Annotated in this window: 11 protein-coding genes; 6 read left to right on the forward strand and 5 right to left on the reverse strand. The window is 68.7% G+C overall.

Translation table 11 applies throughout. The features are described 5' to 3' along the window. Window positions 1-24 precede the first annotated feature (24 nt). Window positions 25-537 (forward strand): 2'-5' RNA ligase family protein, encoded by a 513-nt coding sequence (locus EV186_RS03145; protein WP_133847557.1) that lies wholly within the window; start codon window positions 25-27, stop codon window positions 535-537. Here the strand turns inward: EV186_RS03145 and EV186_RS03150 are convergent. After that, window positions 524-1,282 (reverse strand): alpha/beta fold hydrolase, encoded by a 759-nt coding sequence (locus EV186_RS03150; RefSeq protein WP_133847558.1) that lies wholly within the window; start codon window positions 1,280-1,282, stop codon window positions 524-526. The two genes, EV186_RS03145 and EV186_RS03150, sit on opposite strands and share 14 nt — an antisense overlap. A 71-nt stretch (window positions 1,283-1,353) precedes the next feature. On the opposite strand from EV186_RS03150, the gene EV186_RS03155 reads away from it, so the two are divergent. Further along, on the forward strand, window positions 1,354-2,784 hold the full coding sequence (locus EV186_RS03155) for a M1 family metallopeptidase (RefSeq protein ID WP_133847559.1): 1,431 nt from the start codon (window positions 1,354-1,356) through the stop codon (window positions 2,782-2,784). A gap of 9 nt (window positions 2,785-2,793) precedes the next feature. Beyond that, the gene (locus EV186_RS03160) at window positions 2,794-3,639 is read left to right on the forward strand and encodes an SIR2 family NAD-dependent protein deacylase (RefSeq protein WP_424981925.1); all 846 of its coding nucleotides are present in this window, start codon (window positions 2,794-2,796) and stop codon (window positions 3,637-3,639) included. Here the strand turns inward: EV186_RS03160 and EV186_RS03165 are convergent. Next, on the reverse strand, window positions 3,612-4,631 hold the full coding sequence (locus EV186_RS03165; RefSeq protein WP_133847560.1) for an endonuclease/exonuclease/phosphatase family protein: 1,020 nt from the start codon (window positions 4,629-4,631) through the stop codon (window positions 3,612-3,614). The genes EV186_RS03160 and EV186_RS03165 overlap by 28 nt on opposite strands. A 711-nt stretch (window positions 4,632-5,342) precedes the next feature. Between EV186_RS03165 and EV186_RS03170 the strand changes: the two genes are divergently transcribed. Next, window positions 5,343-6,323 (forward strand): ATP-binding cassette domain-containing protein, encoded by a 981-nt coding sequence (locus EV186_RS03170; RefSeq protein WP_133847561.1) that lies wholly within the window; start codon window positions 5,343-5,345, stop codon window positions 6,321-6,323. After that, on the forward strand, window positions 6,320-7,135 hold the full coding sequence (locus tag EV186_RS03175; RefSeq protein ID WP_133847562.1) for an ABC transporter permease: 816 nt from the start codon (window positions 6,320-6,322) through the stop codon (window positions 7,133-7,135). The genes EV186_RS03170 and EV186_RS03175 overlap by 4 nt, the downstream gene beginning before the upstream one ends. A gap of 24 nt (window positions 7,136-7,159) precedes the next feature. On the opposite strand, the gene EV186_RS03180 is transcribed toward EV186_RS03175, so the two are convergent. The 3 genes from EV186_RS03180 to EV186_RS03190 form a co-directional block, all read right to left on the reverse strand. Beyond that, complete coding sequence (locus EV186_RS03180; protein ID WP_133847563.1) at window positions 7,160-10,405, reverse strand: AfsR/SARP family transcriptional regulator; 3,246 nt, start codon at window positions 10,403-10,405, stop codon at window positions 7,160-7,162. After that, entirely contained in the window at window positions 10,396-11,496 is a 1,101-nt protein-coding gene (locus EV186_RS03185; protein ID WP_166659001.1) for a DUF559 domain-containing protein, read from the reverse strand. The genes EV186_RS03180 and EV186_RS03185 overlap by 10 nt, the downstream gene beginning before the upstream one ends. 610 nt (window positions 11,497-12,106) lie before the next feature. After that, window positions 12,107-14,659, reverse strand: a complete 2,553-nt coding sequence (locus EV186_RS03190) for an ATP-dependent Clp protease ATP-binding subunit (RefSeq protein ID WP_133847565.1) — start codon at window positions 14,657-14,659, stop codon at window positions 12,107-12,109. Window positions 14,660-14,927: 268 nt separating this feature from the next. Between EV186_RS03190 and EV186_RS03195 the strand changes: the two genes are divergently transcribed. Then, on the forward strand, window positions 14,928-15,737 hold the full coding sequence (locus EV186_RS03195) for a (2Fe-2S)-binding protein (RefSeq protein ID WP_133847566.1): 810 nt from the start codon (window positions 14,928-14,930) through the stop codon (window positions 15,735-15,737). Window positions 15,738-15,807: the final 70 nt, after the last annotated feature.

Raw genomic sequence — 15,807 nt, forward strand, 5'->3', positions numbered from 1 at the left:
CAGCACGTCTGGCAGGCTGACCGCATGCAGGCGCTCGTGATCCACTTCGACGACGAGGCCGAGACCGCGATCCGCGGTGTGTGGCGGAAGCTGGCGAAGGCCGGCATTCCGGTGCCCGACGCGTTCCCGCCGCACCTGACCTTGGCCGCGGCGAGCGCCATCCCGCGCAAGGCGCGCGACGCGGTGCGCGCCGAGCTCCGCATGCTGGCCCTGCCGAGCGTCTGGCTGGCGTCGCTGTCGACCTTCACCGCGAGCGAGAACGTGCTGATGCTCGCCGCGGTCACCGATCCCGAGCTGATCGCCGTGCACACGGCCGTGCACGACGTCCTGGCCGGGCAGGTCCGGAATCAGCAGGCTTATTACCTGCCGGGGTCGTGGATGCCGCACTGCACCTTGGCGCGAGGCGTCACCGACGCGCAGGTCGTCGCCGGTTTCGCCGCGGTGTTCCCGGTCCCGCCGATCCGGGCGAAGGTGCGCGAGATCGTCGTCACGGACACGACCACCGGCGACACCGAAGTCGTGGTCAGCGCCGCATGACCTCGGACAGGAACGCCTCGACCGCGCCTCGGTAGGCCAGCGGCCGGTCGTCGTGCACCACGTGACCCGCGCCCGCGATCACGACGTGCCGCCCACCGCCGGCCGCCCGGACCGGCAGCTGCGCCATCTGACCAGGTGGCATCGCGCTGTGCTCGGCCTCGACCGCCAGCAACGGGCACCGCACCTGTTCGACCAGCGACCAGTACTCCCGCTCACCCCACTCGCCGGCCATGGCGTAGAGGTCGTCCAGGGACGCGAGCAGGTGATAGCCGTCGTCGCGCTCCTCGACGCACTCGATGAAGTACTCGCCCTGCGCGCCGAAGAACTGCCGCACGTGGGCGAGCGACTGGAACGGCACGGGCCACGACTCGAAGTAGCCGCGCCACGCGTCGACGGTCTTGCCCCGCTGGTCGGGCGCCATGTCCTCGACCACGATCGCGCGCACCAGCTCGGGGTGGCGCGCGGCCAGCGTCCACGCGTGCAGCCCGCCCATCGAGTGCCCGATCACCACGGCGGGCCCGAGGTCGAGGGAGGTGATCACCTCGGCCGCGTCGTCGGCGAAGTCCTCGGTCCGCGCGCCGGCCGGCGACCGGGGCGCGCGGCCGTGTCCCCGCGCGTCCAGCCCGACCACCCGGCCGTAACCGGTCAGCCACTGCGCGCACGACCACCAGGTCCGCGCCCGTCCCATCAACCCGTGGAGCAGCAGGATGCCCGGCCCGTCCCCACCGAACTCGACGACGCCCATGCCGCAATCCCACCACGGCGTTACCCTCCGCCAGTCACAATGGCGGGCGAAGCCCACGGACGGGAGAGTCGATGCGGTTGCGGCACGCCACCGTTCTGGCGTTGCTCGTCGCGACGACGGCCGGGTGCACCGTGTCCGCGCCGTCGGGTCCCACGCCGACCTCGCCGCCCAGTCCCAGACCGAGCGCCACCGCGGGTCAAGCCGGTGCGGGTGACCCGTACTACCCCGACGACGGCAACGGCGGCTACGACGTCCTCGGCTACGACGTGACCATCAGCTACGACCCGAAGACCAGGCACCTCGACGGCGACACCACGGTGACGGCAACAGCCAAGGCCCCGCTGAAGGTGTTCAACTTCGACCTCAAGGGGTTCACGGTCAAGTCGGTCGAGGTCGAGGGCAAACCGGCGAAGTTCGCCCGCAGCGGTGCGCACGAACTGGTGATCACGCCTGGGAAACCGGCCGGCGGCACCTTCCACACGCGGGTGCGCTATTCGGGCACGCCGATGTCCGCCGAGGAAGGCAACCTCGGCGTCAACGGCTGGCAGATCAGCACGTCAGGCGGCGCGTTCGTCGCGGGCGAGCCGCATTCGGCCGCCTATTGGTACCCCGTCAACGACACCCCGCGCGACAAGGCGACGTTCACGCTCGCGGCCCGGGTGCCCGACGGGTGGAGCGTCATCTCCAACGGCAAGGAGGGCAAGTCGGCGAAGTCCGGCGGCTGGACGACGTACCACTGGACCGAACCGAACCGTGTGGCGTCGTACCTGACCACGGTGGCCATCGACCACTGGACGTTCGACCGCGGCACGTTGCCCGGCGGGACCCCGATCGTCAGCGCGTACGCGCCCGGCGCGGAGTCCAAGAAGTCCATCGAGGCGCGGCTGCCGGAGATCATCGCGTTCCTGTCGTCGAAGTTCGGCCCGTACCCGCAGAGCGCGGCGGGCGGCATCTACCTCGCCGACTCGATCGGCTTCTCACTGGAGACGCAGACCCGCCCGATCTACGCGCAGTGGACCGATCTGAACACGGTCGTGCACGAGAACGCGCACCAGTGGTACGGCGACTCGGTCTCGGTCGACGCGTGGGCGGACATCTGCATGAACGAGTGCTTCGCCTCGTACGCGCAGTGGCTGTGGTCGGAGGCCAAGGAGGGCAAGAACCTCGACGACCTCTACCGGTCGACGGTGTCGGGCGCCGGCAAGGGTTTCTGGGCCGGGAAGCTCTACGACATGGGGCAGGGCAACGAGTTCACGGCCGTCTACACCAAGGGACCGGTCGCGTTGCACGCGTTGCGCCGGCAGATCGGCGACAACGCGTTCGACAAGCTGCTGCACGACTGGGCAGCCCAGCACCGAGACGGCAACGCGACGTTCGAGCAGTTCCAAACGTTGGCGGAGCAGGATTCCGGGCAGAACCTCGACAAGTTCTTCGACGCCTGGTTCCGCGGCACGACCAAGCCCACCGACGTGTTCCTCTACCCCGGTTCGTTGCACAAGTAGGCTGTCGCGGTGACCGATCGGCTCGACATGGCCGCCGAGCTCATCGCCTCGGCCGACGCGCTGCTGGTGTGTGCGGGCGCGGGCATGGGCGTCGATTCCGGGCTGCCGGACTTCCGTGGTGACGAGGGGTTCTGGCAGGCGTACCCGCCATATGAGCGACTTGGCCTGCGGTTCGTGGAGCTGGCCGATCCGGTGCACTTCGTGCAGGATCCCGCGCTGGCTTGGGGTTTCTACGGGCACCGCTTGGCGTTGTACCGGGGGACCAAGCCGCACAGCGGTTTCACGGTGTTGCGTCGCTGGGCTGACACCCGCGAGGCCCGGGTCTTCACGTCCAATGTGGATGGACAGTTCCAGGTCGCCGGGTTCGACGGCGAGCACGTCGCCGAGGTGCACGGCTCGATCCACCACCTGCAGTGCGTTTTGCCGTGCCGGCAAGCGGTGTGGCCGGCGGACGACCTGGCCATCGAGATCGATCCGGAGAGCATGCGGGCGGTCGGCGAGCTGCCGTCGTGCCCGCACTGCGGCGCGCTGGCGCGGCCGAACATCCTCATGTTCGGCGACTATGACTGGGTGCCTGCGCGCAGCCAGCGCATCCTCGACGAGGTGAACGCGTGGAGCCGGCGCAACCGTGGCGCGCGGCTCGTCGCGGTGGAACTCGGTGCCGGCACGGCGATCCCGACCGTCCGGCGCCGGGCCGAGCTGGCCAGCGCATCGTCCGGTGCGCTGATCCGGATCAACCCGAGAGAGCCGGAGATCCGGCACGGCCGTGGGATCTCGTTGCCGATGAACGCCGCACTCGCCTTGGCCGAACTGGACAACCGACTGGCTCAGACCGGTGGCGCCGTCGGGTCGTGATCGGGGATCTGCACATCGGCCATGATCGCGTGGTGGTCGCTGCCGGGCAGGTCGAGCACGGCGTAACCGCGGGCGGCGGTCCGGCGGTCGATGAGCACGTGGTCGATGGTCATCGCGGGCACCCAGGGCTGCGACCACGTGGCGACCAGACCGTCGCCGAGTTGCTCGGCGACGTCGCGGTAGCCGCGGTTGATCACGTTCCGGAAGGCGGCGTGGTCGAAGCTCGCGTTGAAGTCGCCGACGACCATCCGCACCCGCCCCGCGGGCAGCGGATCGGGCAGGTGGTGGAGCTCGGAACTCCAGGTGGCGAAGTCGTGGATGGGCGGCTTGGCGTGGACGTCGACGATCTCGCCGTCCTGGTTGCCGGGCAGGTCCACGATGGCCACCGGCATCTGGAAGGTGGTGTTCGGGACCTCCGCGAGCTCACGCAGCGGGAAGACCGAGGCGATGCCGGACCCGGAGCCGCCCGGCTCGGCGCGGTAGACGTTGTAGGGCATGAGCCGGCTGAGGCCCGCGGCGTCCAGTTCGGACACCTCGACCGGGGTCAGCTCCTGCATCGCGAGGATCTGAACGTGGTTGTCGCGGACCAGGTCGACCAGGTGCTGGGCGTCGGCTTGGCCGAGGCGGAGGTTGGCGGAGAGGACGCGGACGTTCAGTCCGGTGGCGTCGGGTTGGTCGTTTCGCAGCACGCGCGGGCTGACCAGCGAGGCGAGCACCAGCGTGACGCAGATGAGCACGAACGCGGGCTTGCGCCGCCCGATGATGATCATCAGGACGCCGAGGCCGGCACCGCCCGCGACGACGTACGGGGTCAGCGCCAGCGCGACCGCGAAGTACCCGAACCCACCGAAGTCGTCGAGGCTGACCAGCCGGACCGTGCCGTACCCGAGCCAAAGCACGGTGAGCACGCCACAGAGCCCGGTGACGAACCGGCCACCCGGCCGCCACCGCCGTGGTTGCTCAACCTGCTCGAACTCCTCAAGCACCGCCACCCCCGCTCACTCCACCTTTGTATCCGATCTCCCCCACCCCCACCTCCGTTTCACCACCAACACCCCACCCCCACTCCTCCCTCTCCCCCGGTGAACAAGCCCGCTCAACGCCCCCGCACCCCTCCCACCCAGGTCAGCACACCCCACCTTCGCTCCCCGTGAATAAGCCCGCTGAACACCCGGCACGTCTTCCCGCCCAGGTCAGACCCACGTCCCATCCAGTCGATGCGCGAGTGCCCCACCCCTCGTGAAGCCCGCTGAATCCCCGGCAACGCTTCCCACCCAGGTCAGGCCCACATCCACATCCCGCCAATGGCGTCCGTGCCTTCCCCGTGAACAAGCCCGCTGAACGCCGACCGGACTCTCACCGACGTCAGACGCCCAGAGCAGCCACCGCCCCACCAACTCGGCTCTCGGGAACAAGCCCGCTGAACGTCCGCGCACACGGGAGCTGGCATCAAGCCCGCTGAATCCACCAGGGCGCAGCACAACCCCTGGGATCAAGCCCGATGAACCCGCGGCACACGTCGAGGGATTAAGCCCGCTGAATCCTGTTTGGGCTGGTCAGGAGGTGGGGCGGGATTAAGCCCGCTGGATTCGGGGTGGTGTGACAGCGGGCTGGCAGGGGGTTTGACAGCGGCGTGTGCGGGCGCTGGCAGCGGACGGGCGCATCTTGGGACCAAGCAAGCGACCCACACAGGGGGAAACACGATGACCAACGCCATCGAAGCCGAGGGCTTGGTGAAGCGGTTCGGCAAGACGACCGCGCTCGACGGCGTCGACCTGGCCGTCCCGGGCGGCAAGATCCTCGGCATGCTCGGCCCGAACGGCGCGGGCAAGACGACCGCCGTCCGCATCCTGGCCACGCTCCTGCGTCCCGACGCGGGCTGGGCCCGGGTGGCCGGCTACGACGTGGTGAAACAGTCCACACAGGTCCGCAGCCTCGTCGGCCTCACCGGCCAGTACGCCTCGCTCGACGAGGACCTCTCGGCGACCGAGAACCTGGTCCTGCTGGGCAGGCTCCTCGGCCTCAGCAAGCCGCAGGCCAAGATCCGGGCCGCCGAGCTGCTCGCGCGGTTCGAGCTGACCGACGCCGCCAAGCGCTCCATCAAGACCTTCTCGGGCGGCATGCGCAGGCGGGCCGACCTGGCCGCGAGCCTCGTCGGCCGACCGGACGTCCTCTATCTGGACGAGCCCACCACCGGGCTCGACCCGCACAGCCGCAACGAGGTCTGGGACACCGTCCGCACGCTGGTCGACGACGGCGTCACCGTCCTGCTGACCACCCAGTACCTCGACGAGGCCGACCAGCTGGCCGACCTCATCACGGTCGTCGACCACGGCCGCATCATCGCGACCGGCAGGCCCGATGAGCTCAAACGGCACACGGGTGGTCAGACGCTGCAGGTTCGTCCGACGCTGCAGGTCGACATGGACGCCACCGCCGCGATCCTCGCCGATCTGACCGGCACCAAGCCGCTGCGGGACGACGACACCGGCCTGCTCACCGCGCCGGTCGCCGACCCGATGCTGCTGTCCGCCGTCGTCCGTCGCCTCGACGACGCCGGCATCACCGCCGACGAGCTGGCCTTGCGACTGCCCAGCCTCGACGAGGTGTTCCTGTCACTCACCGGCCGCAAGTCCTCATCGGACACCGACGCGGCCCGCGTTCCGGAAAGGAGCAACGCATGACCGCCGCGACCGTGGCCGCGCCCCGGCACACCGTCATCACGCGCCGTGGACCCATCGACGCGCTGCGCGACTCGCTGGTCCTCGCCGGGCGCAACATCGTCAAGATCCGCAAGAACCCGGAGACGCTGCTCGACGTCACCCTGCAGCCGATCCTGTTCCTCTTCATGTTCGTGTACTTGTTCGGCGGCGCGATCGCCGGCGACACGCACGCCTACCTGCAGATGCTGATGCCCGGCCTCATGGTGCAAAACATCGCGTTCGCGAGCCTCGGCACCGGAACCGCGCTGAACACGGACATCACCAAGGGCGTGTTCGACCGGTTCCGGAGCATGCCGATCGCACGGTCCGCGCCGCTGGTGGGCGCCGTGCTCGGGGACATCGTCCGGTACCTGGTCGCGATGGCGGTGCTGGTGATCACCGCGGTGATCCTCGGGTTCCGGGTGCACACCGATCCGGGCTCGTTCCTGCTGGTCATCGCCCTGATGGTCGTGTTCGGACTGTGCCTGTGCTGGGTGTCGGTGTTCGTCGGCATGCTGGTCAAGTCGCCGCAGGCGGTGCCGGGTGTGCTGGTCGCGTTCATCATGCCGCTGACGTTCGGCAGCAACGTGTTCGCGCCGACCTCGTCCATGCCGGGCTGGCTGCAGGGCTGGGTGAAGATCAACCCGGTCACGCAGTTGACCGACGCCGCACGTGGCCTGCTTAACGGCGGTCCGTGGGCCGATCACGCCGCGTATGCGTTCCTGTGGGCGCTCGCGATCGCGGTGGTGTTCTTCCCGCTCGCGTTCCGCGCCTACCGCCGCCGCGTCGGCTGAGTCAGGGGGAGGGAGAGCGGCCCGTCACCACACCGGTGATGGGCCGTTTTCCTTTGGCAGTCCCATTTCCGCCACCAAGGCGGCGAGCGCCGCATCCCTGCCGATGCCTTCCCCTTCACGCAGCGCGGCCTCGAACTCCTCCTCGCCGAGGCGCTCCTTCAAGCGTCGCTTGAACTTGTTCAGCTGACGGTTACCGAGGTCAGGAGTGCCGCGAATGGCGGTCGCCCAGCCGATACACCGGGCGGCGCCCTGCGGATCGTCGCGCAGCCACAGCACCTCGGCGAAGCCTTCGCCGAGCGAGGCGATGACCGGCATGTCTGGCATGGCGTTCATGGCGGCCATGGCACGCGCGTAGGCCTTGGTCGCCGCGTCCGCGTCGCCTTCGGCGATGGCGAGCGCGCCCGCCTCGCCGGACCACATGGCGATCCCGTGTCCCTCGGCCATGCCGCTGGGAATGTTCTTGAACAACTCGATGCCACGCTGGAGGTAGTCGTGGGCTGCGGTCAGATCGCCGCGGATGCGGTGCAGCGCAGCCAGTCCGCAGTACAGAACGGCCTGCAGGTCGGCCGAACCCCGCCCGGAAGCGGAGTCCAAAGTCTCGAGCAGACCGCGCTCGGCACCGTCGAGATCGCCGGCCCGGAGCCGTTGCATCGCGAGGCGGCCTCGCTGCTCGGCGAGTTCCTCCGAAGTGCCGAGTTGGAGGGTCAGCCGCACCGCTTCCTCATGTTGGGCCAAGGCCACCGCCATCTCACCGCGCAAGGAATGGCGTTCGGAAAGCTGGCGCAACGCCATGGCCTGACCCCAGCGATCGCCGAGTTCGGTGAACCTCTCGAGAGCCTTCTGCGCCCGCTCCTCGGCCTCGGCGGCGTGGCCCTCGTTCTCGGCCAGGAAGGAACGGCCGAGTTCCGCGGCGGCGCGAGCCCACGGGTCGGGATGGGACTCGCCGCGACGCAGGCCTTCCTCGGCGGCTTCGATGTCGCCGGTGAACGCGGCGAGCAGGGGTTCGAGCATGGCGAGCATGGGGAATCTGGCCATGGCGTCGGTCTTGTGCAGCTCCTCGCGGAGACCGGCGATCTCTTCACGTGCGGGCGTTCCGGCGAACTCACCGAACGCGTCGAACGCGCGGAGGATCGCCCGGCCGTCCGCGGGCGCGGGACCGGTCAGTTCCAGCGCGCGCTTGGCAAGGGCCCCGACTTCGCCGTGCCGGCCCGTCACCATCCAGTACCAGCCACTGGACACGGTGATCCGGACGGCGGTGTCCGCGTCGTCATTGTCGACCGCGTGACGGACGGCGGCGATGATGTTGTCCTGCTCGGTGTAGAGCCGACCCAGCCAGTGGATCTGGTCGGCTCCGCGCAGGTGTGGCTCGGCTCGTTCGACCAGGTCACGCAGCGCCCGGGAAAAAGCCCGCTGAACCCGCTCGCGCTCCCCAGCCTCCGTCAGGCGTTCCTCGGCGAAGGCCCGCACGGTCTCGAGCATGCGGTAGCGCGGCTGGCCGTCGCGGCCTTCACCGGCTTCTACCAGCGACTTCTCGACCAGCGACGCGAGGACGTAGAGGACATCATCGGCGGGCAGCTCGTTGTCGGCGCAGACGGCGGTCGCGGTCTCGAGGGTCGCGCCGGCCGGAAAGACGGAGAGCCGGCGCGCGAGAACCAGCTCGGGCTTCTCCAGGAGGTCCCAGCTCCACTCGACGACCGCCCGCAAGGTGCGGTGCCTCGGCAGCGAGGTGCGGCTGCCGCCGGTGAGCAGGCGGAACCGGTCGTCGAGGCGGTCGGCGATCTGCGTCAAGGTCATCGCGCGCAGGCGTGCGGCCGCCAGTTCCAGGGCGAGCGGGAGCCCGTCCAGCTTCCGGCACACTTCCCCGGTAATTAGCCCGCTGGACTCGTCGAGGGCGAAGCCGGGGCGGACAGCAGCCGCGCGATCGCAGAAGAGGCGTACAGCTGCGGACTCGCGGATCTGGTCCAAGGTCGCGCCAGGCTCGGGCAGTTCGAGAGGGCCGACGGGCACCAGGGCCTCGCCGGTGATCGCGAGTGGTTCGCGGCTGGTAGCCAGAACGCGCAACGGTGCACAGCGGGCGAGCAGGTCGCCGCACAGGTTGGCCGCCGCGGCGATGAGGTGCTCGCAGTTGTCCAGCACCAGCAGGGTTTCCCGGGCAGACAGTGCGTCGACGAGCCGGTCGAGCGGGTCGACCTGGCGGATGTGCGCCGGCCGGTTCTCCAGCATCACGACTTCGTGCAGGCCGAGTGCGGTCAAGATCGCGGCAACGATGTCGGCACCGTCGCCCACACCTGCCAACTCCACGAAGACGACGGCCGAATCCACCCGTTGTCGGGCGGCGACCTCGGTGGCCAGGCGTGTCTTCCCGGCCCCGCCTGGCCCGAGAAGCGTGACCAGTCTGCTGTAGCCGAGGGCCGACAGGATTTCGTCGAGCTCCTCGTCGCGACCGACGAACGTGGTCAGCGGGGCAGGCAACCGCGGCGCCCGAACCTTGGCCTGCTGCGGTTCGGGTGGCGCGAGGTCCGGATCGCGGCGCAGCACCCGCAGGTGGATGTCCCGCAGCTCGGCGGACGGTTCGACCCCGAGTTCCGTGTCCAGCGCGCGCCTTGTCGCCTCGTACGCTGCCAGCGCATCCGCCTGCCTGCCGGACTGGTACAGCGCGACAACGTGCAGGCCGGCGGCACGCTCGCGCAGCGGATGCTCCCGAGTCAGCGCGCCGAGTTCGGCGATGACCTCGTGATGGCGACCGCGCTTGAGTTCCGCCTCGATGCGGTCCTCGTGCGCGGCGATCCGCAGTTCCGTCAGCCTGCTCCGCACCGGGTCGGTGAACGGCGCGTCACCGATGTCCGCCAACGGCGCGCCCCGCCACAGACCGAGCGCCGTCGTCAGTGTCTCGGCCGCGTTGGCCGGTTCACCGGCCAACAACTCGTCCCTTCCTTGGCGCGCAAGCTGTTCGAACCGGTGCGTGTCGACATCCTCGCGGTCGACCAGCAAGCGATAGCCGGCCGGATGCGACTCGAGCACGCTGACGTCACCATTACCGGACGTCCGCAAGCCACGGCGCAGCCGGGACACCAGCGACTGCAGGGCGTTCGTGGCGTCGGCGGGCGGCTGCTCACCCCAAAGGCCGTCGATCAGCGCCTCGGTCTGCACAACCTGCCCAGCATCCAGCGCGAGCCGGGCCAGCAGCATGCGCAACCTGGCGCCGCCGAGCTCGACCGTGGCTCCATCCGCCGCGCTGACCCGCAGCGGACCGAGCATCGCTATCTGCACACCGTCAAGCTTCCCAGAACAATCGTTGCCCTGGTCGTCGTGATCGCAATCCGGTCGGCGCGTCGGGGTGAGCCTCGCGCGTCGGCGAGCTCGATCAGGATCGGGTTGTCGCCGACCTTCGTGCCCGCCCGTTTAGGCAGGGCCTTGACCAGGGGTTTCGCGGTCAAATGCACCGCCGGCCGACGAGCCCAGAGGCGCACGTGAACCTGCGGCTTCCGCAGGCCGGACGACATTGCCGCGGCCCGGCGTTCGGCACGAGAGGCGTTGAGCGCTGCCCGGACGTCTCGAACAACGCCTTCGGGGTCGCCATACAGCCGTTCGGCGGTGATGGTGATGACGCGCCAGCCCGCTTTGCGGAAGCGGTTGAGCCTGACCTCGTCGCGCCGTCGCTGGGCTGGTTCGAAGTGATAGCGGCCGTCGTATTCGATGGCCAGACGCGCGCTCTCGTAAGCCATGTCGCAGCGGCCGGCGAAGCCCTTCTTGCCGAAGACCTCGACCTGGGGCGTCGGCGGCATGTCGTGCAGCGTGAGCAGTACGCGAAGCTCGGACTCCGGTGGCGACTCGGCGCGGGGGTCGGCGAGCTCGACAGCTTGACGGGCCAGGACGACGCCGTGATCGCGCCTGCGTCTCAGGAGTGCGGCAAGCACATCCCTGTCGACGAGCCCGGCGCGAAGCACTTGATCCAGGTCGGCCACGGCGACCTGCAGCCGACGTTGGCGAGACATTTCCCTTGGCGCTTGACGGAACAGCAGATCCATCGCCATACGCAATGGCGTCGCAATGGCGATCCCTTCCCAGTCCATGCGTTCGGAAGGCTTGACGGGACCACGATGCAAACGAATGCCACGGATCGGCCCGAATCGGTCTCGTTCGTTCGCCACGAATTCGACCGGATCGTACGTGTTCGCCAGGTCGATTCCATAGATGGCCGCCGCGGACCTCCCGGTCAGCACGGCGCCAGGGCGCGCGATCAGGGCAGCACCGTAGGACCGCACGACGTGGTCAACCCGCATACCTGCTGGTACGTAGACGTCCCGCACGACACGGCGGTAGCGGTCGCTGTAGAGCGCCCTGCGCTCGACCTGTTCCATGCCGACTGCGGTCGACCCCTTGAACAGGCCGACCGGCGGACACTCCCGTAGTGGCGTTGCCATAAACCGACCATGCCACAAACCCCCGACATTCGTCGAAAACTATCCACAGGCCCCCACTTATCCACAATTTGCCTCACCCCTCTTGACAACACCTCAGAACAAGTTCAGCAGGCTTAATCCGTCTCCCGCCCGGAACAAGCCCGCTGGACCCGCACCGCCGGGCTGTGGACGGGCGCGAGGATTAAGCCCGCTGAACGCGGATCGGCAGGTCAGCGACGCAGGCACGACAGGCGGGATCAAGCCGCTGAACGCGGGTCGGCAGGTCAGGGGCGCTGGCGGAACTAAGCCCGCTGGACACGGATCGGCGGGTCAGTGAACGCAGGCGGGATTAAGCCCGCTGGATCCGTGAGGGGAGGGTGGAAGAGGGTGGGTGGGTTGGGAAGGAGACCAAGGGGGTGGGTGGGCGAAGCGGGTGGCCGCGGTGGGGTGGGTGCGCAAGGGGTGCGTGTGCGGGCGGGCCCAGCACGGGTGGGGGTGTGGGAGGGGTGGAGATGCGGAAGGGCGGGGCCAGCGGCCCCGCCCTTCCGTGTGGTGATTCGTGTGGGTGTTACTCGCCAGCGGCTTCGGCGGTGTCGTCGCCGCCGCCGGAGGCGGCGAGGTCGACCGGCGGAGCGTCCGGGACGCTGGTCGGCTTGGCTTCGCCCCGGAAGGTGAAGTGCGCCTTGTCGTCCGAACCCTCGCCGTCCCAGCCATCGACGTCGACGATGATGATCTGGCCGGGCTCGATCTCCCCGAACAGGATCTTCTCCGACAGCTGGTCCTCGATCTCGCGCTGGATGGTGCGACGCAGCGGCCGCGCACCCAGCACCGGGTCGAACCCACGCTTGGCCAGCAGCTTCTTGGCCGTCGCGGTGAGCTCGAGCGCCATGTCCTTGTTCTTGAGCTGCGTCTCGACGCGGCCGATCATCAGGTCCACCATCGTGATGATCTGCTCTTCGGTGAGCTGGTGGAACACGATGATGTCGTCGATGCGGTTCAGGAACTCAGGACGGAAGTGCTTCTTGAGCTCGTCGTTGACCTTCTGCTTCATCCGCTCGTAGTTGTTGCTCTGCTCGTTTCCACCAGCAAAGCCGAGCGAGACGGCCTTCGAGATGTCCTGCGTACCGAGGTTCGAGGTGAAGATGATGACGGTGTTCTTGAAGTCCACCGTCCGGCCCTGACCGTCGGTCAGACGCCCGTCTTCCAGCACCTGCAGGAGGGTGTTGTAGACCTCCTGGTGCGCCTTCTCGATCTCGTCGAACAGGACCACCGAGAACGGCTTGCGCCGCACCTTCTCGGTGAGCTGGCCGCCCTCCTCGTAGCCCACGTACCCGGGAGGGGCACCGAAGAGCCGCGAGGCGGTGTAGCGGTCGTGGAACTCGCCCATGTCGATCTGGATGAGCGCGTCGTCCTCGCCGAACAGGAAGTTCGCCAGCGCCTTGGACAGCTCGGTCTTACCGACACCGGACGGGCCGGCGAAGATGAACGAGCCGGACGGGCGCTTCGGGTCCTTCAGGCCGGCGCGCGTGCGGCGGATCGCCTGGGAGACGGCCTTGACGGCGTCCTCCTGGCCGATGATCCGCTTGTGCAGCTCGTCCTCCATGCGCAGCAGCCGAGTCGTCTCCTCCTCGGTCAGCTTGAACACGGGGATGCCGGTCCAGTTGGCCAAGACTTCGGCGATCTGCTCGTCGTCGACCTCGGCGACGACGTCGAGGTCGCCGTCCTTCCACTGCTTCTCCCGCTCGGACTTCTGGCCGAGCAGTTGCTTCTCCTGATCACGCAGCTTGGCGGCGCGCTCGAAGTCCTGCGCGTCTATCGCGGACTCCTTCTCCCGGCGCACGTCGGCGATCTTCTCGTCGAACTCGCGCAGGTCCGGCGGCGCGGTCATCCGGCGGATGCGCATCCGGGCGCCCGCCTCGTCGATCAGGTCGATCGCCTTGTCGGGCAGGAACCGGTCGTTGATGTACCGGTCGGCCAGGGTCGCCGCGGCGACCAGCGCCGGGTCGGTGATGGTCACCCGGTGGTGCGCCTCGTACCGGTCGCGCAGACCCTTGAGGATCTCGATGGTGTGCTCCAGCGACGGCTCGCCCACCTGGATGGGCTGGAAGCGCCGCTCCAGCGCCGGGTCCTTCTCGACGTACTTGCGGTACTCGTCGAGCGTGGTGGCGCCGATGGTCTGCAGCTCACCGCGGGCCAGCATCGGCTTGAGGATCGAGGCCGCGTCGATGGCACCCTCGGCCGCACCCGCACCCACGAGGGTGTGGATCTCGTCGATGAACAGGATGATGTCGCCGCGCGTGCGGATCTCCTTGAGCACCTTCTTCAGGCGCTCTTCGAAGTCACCGCGGTAGCGGGAGCCGGCGACCAGAGAACCCAGGTCAAGCGTGTAGAGCTGCTTGTCCTTGAGCGTCTCGGGCACCTCGCCCTTGACCACCATCTGGGCGAGGCCCTCGACGACGGCGGTCTTGCCGACGCCCGGCTCGCCGATCAGCACGGGGTTGTTCTTGGTGCGGCGGGACAGCACCTGCATGACCCGCTCGATCTCCTTGGTCCGGCCGATCACCGGGTCCAGCTTGCCCTCGCGGGCGCTGGCGGTGAGGTTGCGGCCGAACTGGTCGAGCACCAGCGAGGACGACGGCGTGCCTTCGCCGCGACCGCCCGTCTCGGCGGTCTCCTTGCCACCCTGGTAGCCCGAGAGCAGCTGCAGCACCTGCTGCCGCACGCGGTTGAGGTCGGCGCCGAGCTTGACCAGCACCTGCGCGGCCACGCCCTCGCCTTCGCGGATGAGCCCGAGCAGGATGTGCTCGGTCCCGATGTAGTTGTGGCCGAGCTGCAGCGCTTCGCGCAGCGACAGCTCAAGCACCTTCTTCGCCCTTGGCGTGAAGGGGATGTGACCGCTTGGCGCGTGCTGACCCTGGCCGATGATCTCCTCGACCTGCTGCCGCACGCCTTCCAGCGCGATCCCCAGTGATTCGAGCGCCTTGGCGGCGACACCTTCACCCTCGTGGATCAGGCCCAGGAGGATGTGCTCGGTGCCGATGTAGTTGTGGTTGAGCATCCGGGCCTCTTCTTGGGCCAGGACGACCACCCGCCTCGCGCGGTCGGTGAACCTCTCGAACATTTGCACTCCCTGACTGCTGCGCCGGCGGTCCTCGTCCACCTCGCTCGGTGGAACCAGCACCGTAGGACCACTGTAGTCGCCCGTACCGTCGCGCTCAGTACTACTTGCGGCGGCTACCGCTCGCCGGGTGCCCGTGGACCCCCGATCTGCCTGTCACAACGTTCGTACACCGGGGCCGATTCCGCTCGGTAGCCGGTGTCCGCTCAGCGCGAACACGAGCGGCACGTGTGTAAGGTAAGGCAAGCCTACTCGCCCGGATGGAGCATCGATGACCTTGGCGCGACCGGCCGTCGGTGCGCCGCCGCTCGCCGACTCCATCGCCCGCATCGACTCGCTCCAGGACCGGACCCGGCTGCGGTTCGGCGCCCAGGACGGCTGGATCACGTGCGCCGACATGCTCGCTGACCAGGCGAAACTCATCCAGTGGGTCGACCGCACGGGAATAAGCCTGCTGAACGACTACGGGCACGCGCCGCGCCGGACAGCGACCGCCTATGTCATGGCGTGGTACTTGTCGGTGCCCGCCTTCGCCGCCGGGATGCTGTTCCACCACGAGCGCAGGGTGCCTTCGCTGCGTCCACACCACCTCGCGTTTCGCTTGGGTTCGCCTAGACCTGACCCTGTTGGTACGTCCCTGCTGTCCAGCCGGTTCACCTGCCTGCCCAGCGACCCGGCGGCCGGCGCCGTGGACGCGGACGTGGTGCCGGACGAACGGACGCTCGCCGCGGTCCTGCGTGGACGCTTCGCCGCACATGCGGCACGCTTCGTCACCGTGTTCGGCCCGATCGGGCGAATCGATCGGCGGACGCTCTGGGGTGCCGCCACAGACGCGCTCGACAACGCGTTGCTGCTCGCCGGTCGGGCCCACGGCGCCGAACAAGCAGGCGTGATGGACGCCACACTGGTGTTCCCGGCTGTTTTCCCGCCCTTCACGACGGCGTCGACCGTGCGGCCGAATGCCGCCGGGACGGGGTGGATCCGCCGCAAGGAGAGTTGCTGCTACCACTACCTGTTGCCCGCCGGGCAAGGACCGTGCGACACGTGTCCACGCGTCCTGCCGAAGCAATTCGCCAAATGATCATTTCCGCTTGGCCCGGACGCCAATGCGCCGATCGTGATCGTGTTCTGCACGACAAAAGGGGCTCCCC

The sequence above is a fragment of the Labedaea rhizosphaerae genome, from assembly GCF_004362825.1.
In the GTDB taxonomy this organism is placed as follows: Bacteria; Actinomycetota; Actinomycetes; order Mycobacteriales; family Pseudonocardiaceae; genus Labedaea; species Labedaea rhizosphaerae.